Annotated in this window: 10 protein-coding genes and 1 pseudogene; 2 read left to right on the top strand and 9 right to left on the bottom strand. The window is 63.0% G+C overall.

Translation table 11 applies throughout. From position 1 onward, the window contains the following. Positions 1–317 (bottom strand): annotated as a pseudogene (locus NA5_RS05495) (DUF3887 domain-containing protein); the annotation flags it as partial. A 58-nt stretch (positions 318–375) separates the two neighbouring features. On the opposite strand from NA5_RS05495, the gene NA5_RS05490 reads away from it, so the two are divergent. Beyond that, positions 376–915: a helix-turn-helix domain-containing protein gene (locus NA5_RS05490; protein WP_062982568.1), complete on the top strand. Its 540-nt coding sequence runs from the start codon at positions 376–378 to the stop codon at positions 913–915. Positions 916–1,004: 89 nt separating this feature from the next. Here the strand turns inward: NA5_RS05490 and NA5_RS05485 are convergent, their stop codons facing one another. From NA5_RS05485 to NA5_RS41230, 5 genes are all read right to left on the bottom strand, one after another. Beyond that, positions 1,005–1,619: a maleylpyruvate isomerase N-terminal domain-containing protein gene (locus tag NA5_RS05485; RefSeq protein WP_062982589.1), complete on the bottom strand. Its 615-nt coding sequence runs from the start codon at positions 1,617–1,619 to the stop codon at positions 1,005–1,007. Between the two features lie 322 nt (positions 1,620–1,941). Next, positions 1,942–2,175 carry a hypothetical protein gene (locus NA5_RS05480; protein ID WP_062982562.1) on the bottom strand — a complete coding sequence of 78 codons (234 nt, stop codon included), beginning with the start codon at positions 2,173–2,175 and terminating at the stop codon, positions 1,942–1,944. A gap of 159 nt (positions 2,176–2,334) precedes the next feature. Beyond that, a complete protein-coding gene (locus NA5_RS05475; RefSeq protein ID WP_062982560.1) occupies positions 2,335–3,099 on the bottom strand; it encodes a hypothetical protein in 765 nt (254 codons plus the stop codon). Then, on the bottom strand, positions 3,096–3,332 hold the full coding sequence (locus NA5_RS43120; RefSeq protein ID WP_157110246.1) for a LuxR C-terminal-related transcriptional regulator: 237 nt from the start codon (positions 3,330–3,332) through the stop codon (positions 3,096–3,098). The genes NA5_RS05475 and NA5_RS43120 overlap by 4 nt, the downstream gene beginning before the upstream one ends. A gap of 227 nt (positions 3,333–3,559) precedes the next feature. After that, positions 3,560–3,727 (bottom strand): hypothetical protein, encoded by a 168-nt coding sequence (locus NA5_RS41230; protein WP_169811266.1) that lies wholly within the window; start codon positions 3,725–3,727, stop codon positions 3,560–3,562. Between the two features lie 189 nt (positions 3,728–3,916). On the opposite strand from NA5_RS41230, the gene NA5_RS05470 reads away from it, so the two are divergent. After that, complete coding sequence (locus NA5_RS05470; RefSeq protein ID WP_062982558.1) at positions 3,917–4,120, top strand: hypothetical protein; 204 nt, start codon at positions 3,917–3,919, stop codon at positions 4,118–4,120. A 76-nt stretch (positions 4,121–4,196) separates the two neighbouring features. Here NA5_RS05470 and NA5_RS41225 read toward each other — a convergent pair whose 3' ends face one another. The 3 genes from NA5_RS41225 to NA5_RS40150 all read right to left on the bottom strand — a co-directional run bounded on the left by NA5_RS41225 (position 4,197) and on the right by NA5_RS40150 (position 8,995). Then, positions 4,197–6,356 carry a hypothetical protein gene (locus NA5_RS41225; protein ID WP_062982556.1) on the bottom strand — a complete coding sequence of 720 codons (2,160 nt, stop codon included), beginning with the start codon at positions 6,354–6,356 and terminating at the stop codon, positions 4,197–4,199. A gap of 931 nt (positions 6,357–7,287) precedes the next feature. Beyond that, complete coding sequence (locus tag NA5_RS05460) at positions 7,288–8,568, bottom strand: family 2 encapsulin nanocompartment cargo protein terpene cyclase (RefSeq protein ID WP_218020056.1); 1,281 nt, start codon at positions 8,566–8,568, stop codon at positions 7,288–7,290. A gap of 175 nt (positions 8,569–8,743) precedes the next feature. Then, positions 8,744–8,995, bottom strand: a complete 252-nt coding sequence (locus NA5_RS40150) for a DUF418 domain-containing protein (protein ID WP_062982554.1) — start codon at positions 8,993–8,995, stop codon at positions 8,744–8,746. Positions 8,996–9,109 lie beyond the last annotated feature (114 nt).

The raw sequence follows: 9,109 nt of genomic DNA, 5'->3' as shown, positions 1-9,109 counted from the left end.
GGCGGCGCGAGCCGCAGGCCGTGCAGCCTGCCGGTCGAATCGACCGCGAGCCGCACCTCCAGTCCGCCGTTTTCGCAGTGCACCGGCAGGACTACCCGGGTGAGGTCGCCGTCGAGTGGCGCGGTAGTCACCTCGCCTAGCGTGCGGATCGCACCGGTCTTCGCGATCTCACCGGCCCAGCCAGTCCGGACGGTGTCACCGGATACCGCCGCCGCCAGTGCCGGTGCGAACAGCTTCTCGAGTTCGTCGAAGCGCCCCTCGCGCAGCATCGCCACCACGGTCGTCGCCACTGTTGCCGGGTCGGTATGTGTCGCCATCACGTTACAACCTTTCTCGTTTTGTGAGAACGGTAGCAGGATATGAGAACATTGAGTAGTGGATATTTTGGAACTAGTGGCACACCCCGCCCGGATGCGGATCGTGCATGCCTTGCGCGGTGGCCGAACCCTCACTACGGCCGAGCTGTGTGCCCTGGTGCCCGGGGTTTCGAAGGCGATGGTGTACCGACATGTCGAGGCGCTGGCCGGGGTCGGAATCCTGGAGGTCGCGCGGGAACAGCGGGTGCGCGGCGCGGTCGAACGGCACTATCGGCTGCGTGCGGACCGGGCCGCGATCGGCGCCGAAGAGGCCGCGGCGGCCACGGTGGAGGATCATCGGCGGATCTTCGTCACGGCGATGGCCGTGCTGATCTCGGAGTTCAATTCCTACCTCGACCGCGAGAATGCCAACCCGACAGAGGATCTCGTTGGCTACCGGCAGCACGCGCTATGGCTGGACCACGAGGAGCTGCAACAGCTCATTCTGGAACTGCGCCAGGTGATCGTGCCCCGCATGACCAACGAACCCTCCCCCGGACGCGGGCGATATCTGCTCAGCCCCATCCTTTTTCCGGTCGAGGAGGCGCCGGAGGAGTAGCAGTGCTGGTGGTGCTACACGCGAAAACGTAGTGAACTCCAGCACCAGTCGCGCCACGACGATCACCAGCGACCAGGGCGATGCCCGGCTTACACCACAGAGAACGACCGCGTCAACGCGGTCCTACCGGTCAATGACATCAGCATAGTTGTGCCACTGCCGATCGCCACCGCGATCCGAGCCGCCAACACTGCCGCCTCGTCGAGGACATCACGAGGAAGCTCGAAGTCGACATCCGCGGCAGCGGCAATGTCGAGACTGTGAACGGCAAGCTCGAAGCTCCGCGTCGGCAGATACGAATGCAGCCGCATACCCAGACCTCCGATCACCCGAATCAACCGATCTTCACCAGCACCGAGCCGATCGAGCACAGCGGCCACCATGGCCTCGACCGAGGCGGCCGGGTCGGCGCCGAGGTCGATACCGGCCTGGCGGCCACGATCGATCACCCCGGCCGGATCGACAGCCGACGCAGCGGCCTTCGCGCGAGCGTAATACTGCTCTGGACTAGCGATGTCTTCGTTCTCCGCTGCGCTGCCCAGATACGTCCCAACCGTGGTCAGAGCTCGCGACGCATGGCCCACGAGAGATCGAAGATCCCACTCACCCAAACCAGGTCCGTCCCAACAGCCGCCCGAGACATCACGAACCAATCGCGCAAAACTAGACGCTGCGGACATATACGTTGCCACCGTTGTCACCATCAACACTCCTGATGCGCTCGCTACCCGACCAGACGTCGATCTCTGCCAGGTTCCTACGTGCGAAAACATAGGGACACCCCCCAGATCAACCGCATCACAAGACAAGCGACGGGCGGATCAGTGCTCACCCGAGCCAGCCAGTTGGACATCACGATCTACTGCGGGAGTGCCAACAATGGAGCATGTTGCCGCACTTCGAGAATCAGCGAACCTTGGCAGAAACGTTTCTCAGCACCAAGAGATTTTTCATAGGTCATGCGTTAGCTTCTTGACCGGGCGTCGCGCAATCGTCGACCGGCCGAGAACTCGGCGATTGGTTTCGTCAGAAGCTGGACGAACCGGTGACGACGCAAATCAGGGCCGTGCCCGGGTTGGCCAGTACTCCAGGAAGATCACACGCACTCGCGTGGTCCCCGATCGGGTCATCGGCACGGCTATCGACGGTGGGCGAAACGATGGCACCCGTCGCCGCGACGCCCTCGGTGTGACTTGGTGCAGCGCCGAAATTCATTGCTGCGGCGATTGCGACGGCGGCGGAGACGTTAGCGATATGCATACTGAATCTCCTTTTGTCCTAACGAAATAGCGGTATCTCCTAAGCTAACGCTGCACTAGGTGACGGTCGAGCTATGTTGCCAGCAGTGGTAAAGCGGTGCATAGCGGCTTGGCCGAGTGGTCCGATGAGCCCAAGTGGTTGGGGCCCAGACACGCTCACTCAGATCGGTTCCGACGGGCCGTCGCCGCGGAGCGCTTCGGCGAGGGCTTGGGCCTGATTCGGGGTGATCCCAAGCGCGATAGGGATCTGGCGCGGGCTGTAGCGCGAGGAGCAGATGGGCACTGGATTGTTCCCGGCTACCATCCACGACGGTTCGGCATGCCCATCGCCCGTGTCGGTCCCGAGCAGCTCGCGTGCGAACCGGGGCGCTACGTCGGCTGGTGTACCGCAGCGAACGAGGGCGTGCGCGACTAACTTCCAAACGTCGTCTGGCGTGGCGGCGTCCCCGAGCATGGGCAAGAGAAGCAGGAGGCGCTGTGCCGGGTCGACGAGGCCCTTGGCGTCAGACGCGTTCGCTGGCACGCTCGCGGCGATGGCTGTCAACTCCGTCCAGGAAAGCCCCGGCCCTGCCGACTCGGGCCCGCACTGCCCCAGATGCCCGAGACGGTCCCACGTAGGGTGGCGTACCACGAACTCGACGGTATTCGTGTCCTCGAAGTTGGCATAGATGGCGAAGACCGTGTGACCGCCGCCGAAGGCGACACGGAACACAGGCCACGGCTGCCCGGCGTCGCTGAGACGTTCCAGCATCAGCTCGAATGCGGACGCCGCGACGCCGTATTCATCTGTGTCGGCTGAGAGATCGCCCATCGTCACCAGCAGGTGAGTAATCCAGAAGGCCGGTTCGCGGGCGAGCTTCTCACCTTCGACCAACTCGGCGTCGGCGTACTCCGGGACGTCAACGCTCTTCGTGATGTCGCTCATATCGCGAGAGTATCGGTCTCCTGGTGCCAGGCTGCGGACTCGTGAGGACTCCTGCGAATTGTATGTGAGAGTCGGAGTTCGACTTTGGCCAGGATCTTCGAAACATGCTGGTTGACAGTGTATTTCGATACGGAGACGCGATTCGCGATCGCCCCGTTGTTGCATCCGTCGGCGACGAGATCGGCGACGGCGTCGAGCCGCCGTTTCTCGAATGTGAACCGACCGAGCCGAATTGCGTCATGCCGTCATGGTCGTTCGATGGTTCTGTAGTCAGCATCATGCGTACGGAAGGCTATTGCGAGTACTGCGGATGCGTTACACCTGCGCGACGTACTCGATCCGCAGACCCCGCGTCGACACCGTTCGCCGCCACGTCACCGCAACCTGAGAACGCTTTCTGTGACCGCGCGGATGGTTATGTCAGGGTCGCCGATGACACTGAGCGTTGATACAACGACTCTCAGGTGGATCTGTGGCTCAACGCGTCGTTGGCTTCCACTTCTATTGCGGCGAAGATGGATTCGCCAGACGCCTCATCGTCGGGAAGCGACGCCAATGCGGCGAAGCCGGGGAAAGCAGCGGGCAATCGTTGGAGCGTTCCGGGCACGAGCGTCGTGTTGCCGTACATCTCGAGACGCACCGGATGGTGCGGTGCGGTGCGTCGGCGTGGTGGACGATGGCCGTGCAGGTGGCGAAGCATGGCGTGCAGCGACTTTCGCCGGATCGCGGTACCGCGTCGAGATGAACGACCGCAGTAGATTCGTGGTCGTCCATCCTTGTTCGGCAATCAGGCGGCGAGATCCGCGATCGCGGCGAATTGGGCGTCGCGGTCAGTGCCGAATTCGCGGTGCTGCGAACCGGTTTCGGTGACGTAGCGGATTCCCGGGTGAGCTGCTCGCGGCCGCCGATCAGGCTCACCTCGAAAGGAATGCCGGAGTTGGTCAGCGCGCTGGCCTGGGATCCGCTGGGCCAGGCGCGCTTTCAGATATCGGCCGCAGGCGCGTTCCAGCACAGCACGTAGGGGAACCGGGTCGCTGCTGAGTGCCAGTAGGTGGCCACATCGACCAGGAATTCGCCTGCGGCCGCCGCCATCGTCCTCAGGCCTGCTCTGAGGGAGCCGTGCTGGTCACCGCGGGTGTTCCCGAGCCTGGGGTCGACGGTGGAGTCACCGCCGGCGGATTCGGCGGCTGCGTGGGCTGTGCCGATTGCTGGGTATTAGTGGTCAGATCGGTTCCGGTGGGGTGGAAGAACCCCTGGAACTCGCCGTAATCGCCGTTGCCGCCATCGGGTGGGTTGTTCGGGTCCAGCGGCACGAGCTGGCCGTTGATGATGACCTCCAGGCCCGAGGGTTCCACCACGACAATCGCACTGCGATTCGCCCACTGCACCACGTCACCGGTCTGCAGGTGCGCACTGTCCACCGAAACCCACGGACTACCCGCCGACGGCTGTCCGGTGGTGCCCGAGTAAGCCGACCTGGCATCACTGCCATTCGGGTTGTTGAGCTCCTTGTTCACCGCCTGCGAGACCGCCGAGGACACCTTCTGCGTCGTACCGTCGGGCAGCTTCATATCGACCATCGACCGCCCACCGGCGCCCACCGGAGGCGGTGTCGCACTGGCGTCCGCCTGAACGACATTGGTCGGCTGGTTCGAGGCGACGGCGGGCTGGGCCTGCGCCTGCGCCGCAGCCTGCTGCTGTTCCTCCCTGCGCCGCCGACGCCGCTCCTCGCGCTCCTCTTCCTCGCGCTGTTTCTGGGCGTCCTGGCCGTGGTTGCCCATCATCTGCTGCATCATCTGCGACATCATCAGCGGCAGCATCATCGAGCTCATATCCATACCGCCGGACCCCGAGGAACCCCCGCCGGAGTTGTATCCCGCCTGCGTCGCCTGGTTTCCACTCTTTCCGTTCGCACTGTTCTCGAGTGCACTGATCGCCGAATTGACCGCCGCCATGATGCCGCTGTTCGAGCCGGTGCCGGTACTCGTGGTGCCGTCGGTACTGGTCGTGCCGTCGGCGTTGGTTTTAGTCGAACCGTCGCCGAGGAGATCGTCGAAGGTGTCGCTGTAGTCGTCGGTCGGATTCGGATTCGGATTCAGGTTTGGGTTCAGGTTGGGGTTCGGATTCGGATTCGGATTCGGGTTGGGATTCGGGTTCGGGTTCGGGTTGGGATTCGGGTCGTCGACCTTTGCGGCCAGCGTCTGGTACTTCTCGGTCGCTGCCTCGTATGCCTTATCCCAGTCCTCGACAGCCGTCTCGATACTGGAGACGTAATATCTCTGCTCCGCATCGGGGGTCAGAATGTAATCGCCTTTAGTCGGACTGTTCTCGCCTGTGTCCTTCTCATAGAGAGGAACCTGCATGTCGGAATTGACCGGCCCCCCGGAGTGTTCCGTGATCGTGTTTCCGGTATGCGTCGTGCTCGACGGCTCGAACTTGAGTTGTTCGTTGAGATGGTCCTTAATTCGTACGAGCTGCTTGAAGATGTCGGAGCCCGTTATCTTGGAGTCGTATGTGGCCTCCGAAACTTCTTTATGCTTGTCGGTGTACTCTTTCTCCCTATTGTCCAGCTGCTTCTTCAGTTCATCGGCCGCGTCTCGGATGCCCGACCAGCCGGACGCGTTCTTGACCTGGTCACCGGTGAGCACCTGGGTGAAGTCGGGAGCTTCTTTCGGATTACCGATACCGAGAGTGTCGAGATCCCACTGCATGGTGAACTCGGTGTCCGCGATCAGGCTCCTCAGCTGCGCGCTGGCACCCTTCGGTACATACAGGTCGACATATTCCGCATGTTTATTCTCTTTCTTGAAATTCTCGAACCCATAATCCTCGAACTTCGGATTTTCGGCAGTCTGCTCCTTGACCTGCAGTTTCTTGATGTAATCCGACGGGTCGTTCTTGCTGAGGGCATCGAGCAGATCTTTATACTGGGGGTCCTTGTTGATGTCGGCGACAAGGTTCTCGAATCGGCCATCAGGATGATTCTCGATAAGTATTGACTTATCGTAGAGTGATGAAACTAAATGTTTGTCGACGCTCTTGTTATCGGCAAGAAGGCCGTCGTCGGCTTTGACCGTGGCGAGCCCGTCCCATATCTGCTGGAACTCCGTTGAATTCAGGTCGTGCAGCTTTTTCAAAGCGTCTGCTGCGTCGCCTTTCGAGAAGCCATCATCATTCCACGCGCCTCCTTTGTAATTAGAGGCGATGTCGTGGTAGAGCTTCTTCACCTTTTCGCTGGCGTTGTCCGGTACTGACATCAGCCCGTCCTCCGCTCTGCGGCGAACCCGATGCGGGACCGACCATCGAGTAACTCGTCAATCGGCGCGGGGCGAGTCTCATGGCCTTCGCGACCAGATCCTGGATGGCATGGTGCCCGGCAAACTTTAAACACGATATTGCTCTCCTACGGTCGGCACGGAGATCGGGTCCGTGGCGGTCACAGGCAGTGCGGCGACCCGCGTCGTCGTGCTGCAGGTCCTCGCCAGTGCACACGGCTGAGCGTAACCGCGCGGTCCTGGCCGAATATCCGCCAAAGTGCTTATGTATTCGGCGTTTGCATGGAACCGGTCGTCGTCTCTTCCACCAATTCGCGAGCGCCGACGAAGGGGCGGTTTCACTATCGGGTGAGATCCCAGAGTTGAAGATGCGGATGGTGTTATCCCTGCATGGCTCTGCGCATGGATGGGGATTGACATGTCGGTGACGATGTTGCCGACCTTGGCGAGTTCGTTCGCCAGAGCGGCTCGGTTCGCGATCCCGTCGACGAGTCCGGGAACAAGATGAGCGACGCCCCGCAGTCTCGTGAGATTCACGGCGTTCGTTACACATTCGGCGAACGCAGGATCGAGGACAACATCCCCCTGCTAACCGGCCGCGTATTGATGGATTACCTCCGGTGAGAGGCAAGCCATTAGCGAGCCACACCAAATACCAACGGGGGCAGCCGATTAGGGAGCTTTTGTCGGGTATCTGGATCCGATCCTGGCCGGGATCGAGCCCTGCCGCCAGTCTCGAGTAGCCGGTGACAGTTCGGCCAATCCCTGGTGGAAGACCAGTCCCACCGGTCCGCTCGGCGCGTCCGGAACCATTGCCCAGGACCACCGAAGTGAGGCGATGGCGGACTCGGTGGGTTGGTCGATATGTGCCGCCCGGGCGATGTCAGGAGGATACCGCCAGGGCATGGCCCACCTAGCGGTAGCGCGGGTTCGTGTTGTGCCATTCGAACGAGCCGCCCATCCAATCGCGAACGCCGCGCATGAACAGCTGGAGCTCCGGGGAGGGGATGGCGCGCAGGGCGCGATGGTCGGCTTCGAACTGGTGCACCATCCGGTTGTGCAGGTCGACGGTGACCTCGGTCGCTTCGGCCAGCGAGCACCCACGATCGGCGGCGATCTGCAGCACCATATTGCTGACGGGCACTTCGTCGGCGGCATCCTTCTTGATCGAGAACAGGTCGTTGACCAGGACGGCGGCGGTGCCCGCGCGGAACACGGCCTGCCGGACCCGATCGTCGTAGAAGAGGTTCGCGGGCAGCTCGTACCCGGCGACGGGGTCGATCAGGGTCATCGAGGTGTAGAAGGTGTCGTGCTGGCGGGCAGCGAGATATTCCCAGGCGGAAGGTGATTCGCCGGTGTGTCGCCACGCGGCGTAGGCGGTCCAGGACACGAACATCGTGAATGTCGCGTAGCAGGCGCGCTGCACCTGCCCTGGGGTGGCGTGGGCGCGCAGATTCGCGATCGCGGAACCGAAAGCTCGCAGCACCTTGTCTTCCCGCAGCACCTCCTCCAGCGGAGTGGTGAACTCGCCCGCGTCGGGCAACGGATCCAAGGCCGCCATCGCCAAGGTGAGTCGTTGCGGCAGCCGGGTCGGGTCCGCGCCGAGCGCCGAATCGTCGGCGTAGTAGTCGTCGGCCATCCACCATGCGGTGTTCATCTGGGCCGGGACCAGGAGTCGGTCGGGGTCGTCGGAGTCGGTGTGGGTCAGCATGACCAGCCGTCCGTAGCCGGTCCGGCGCAGCTTTTCGAGCTCCTCGTCGGTGAACCCGATCGACTCCGCCCACGTGGTGAGGCGGTCGTCGATCCGGTCGGCGAGATTGTCGTCGATCCGGTTGGCGGGCGGGCAGTACAGTGGCGCCGCGGAACCATCACCCCAGGCAAGTTCTCGGTAGGGCTCGATCTCGGCCGTCGCGTTCCGCAACGGTATCCGAAACGCGCTCTCGCCCAGGGGAATTCCAGTGTCGCGAAGGTGCCGTAAGCCAGCGCTGGGCAGTGTGGGGGCCGACATCGCGCCGAACGCGGGCGGTGCCGCCGGTTCGGGCTCGACCCGGGGCACCGTCGAGAAGCGTGCGGCGAGTTCGGTGCCGAGGCCGTGCGGCCCATTCAGAAGGTGGGTGAGTCGTTCGCCGGGTGGTTCCGGCTTGTCGGTAACCGTGTCGCGATGGCTGATCTGGTCATTGTCGAGACTTGTCACAGCACTTCTCCCGTCGCAGGGGTCCATAGATAGAGACAGCACGATGCACTCAAACGACTATCGGGCCCTCTGGCCCAGTGCCGCAGGCGATTGCGTGATTCCGGTGGATTCGACACGCTGATCTCGGACATCGGCCTTCGCGCCGAGGTGAGAGCGTTCGACCGCCGCTCAGCGATCAATGCAGTGGCGTCCAGGAGGTCTGGGACGGGCCGCCGGACCCGTCGGGCATCAGGGTCCGCGCGGACATGATGACGAAGTGGCCGACGTAGGCGGTCAGGGACATGGTGCCCACGGCGATGACCGGCGTCGCCAGGCGGTGCAGCCGCGGCAGGTGCTCCATCGCCGCTGTCGCGCCCACGATCACCAGGATTGCGAATCCGACGCTGCCGACGATGTCGAAGGTTGTGCCGCTGTGCGGTCCGGCCATCAGCAGCGACGAGGCTGGCCCCTGGGGTGGCGAAAACCTCGCGGCCGGGGGCGGCATCGCTCCGCTGCCCATGGGGGGCGGCCCGGATTCCGCCGTCTTTGCAGCGCGTCCGGC

The sequence above is a fragment of the Nocardia anaemiae NBRC 100462 genome (genome assembly GCF_001612725.1).
In the GTDB taxonomy this organism is placed as follows: Bacteria; Actinomycetota; Actinomycetes; order Mycobacteriales; family Mycobacteriaceae; genus Nocardia; species Nocardia anaemiae.
The sequence above is the reverse complement of the archived record's forward strand: the minus strand, read 5'-3'. Positions and strand labels throughout refer to the sequence as shown.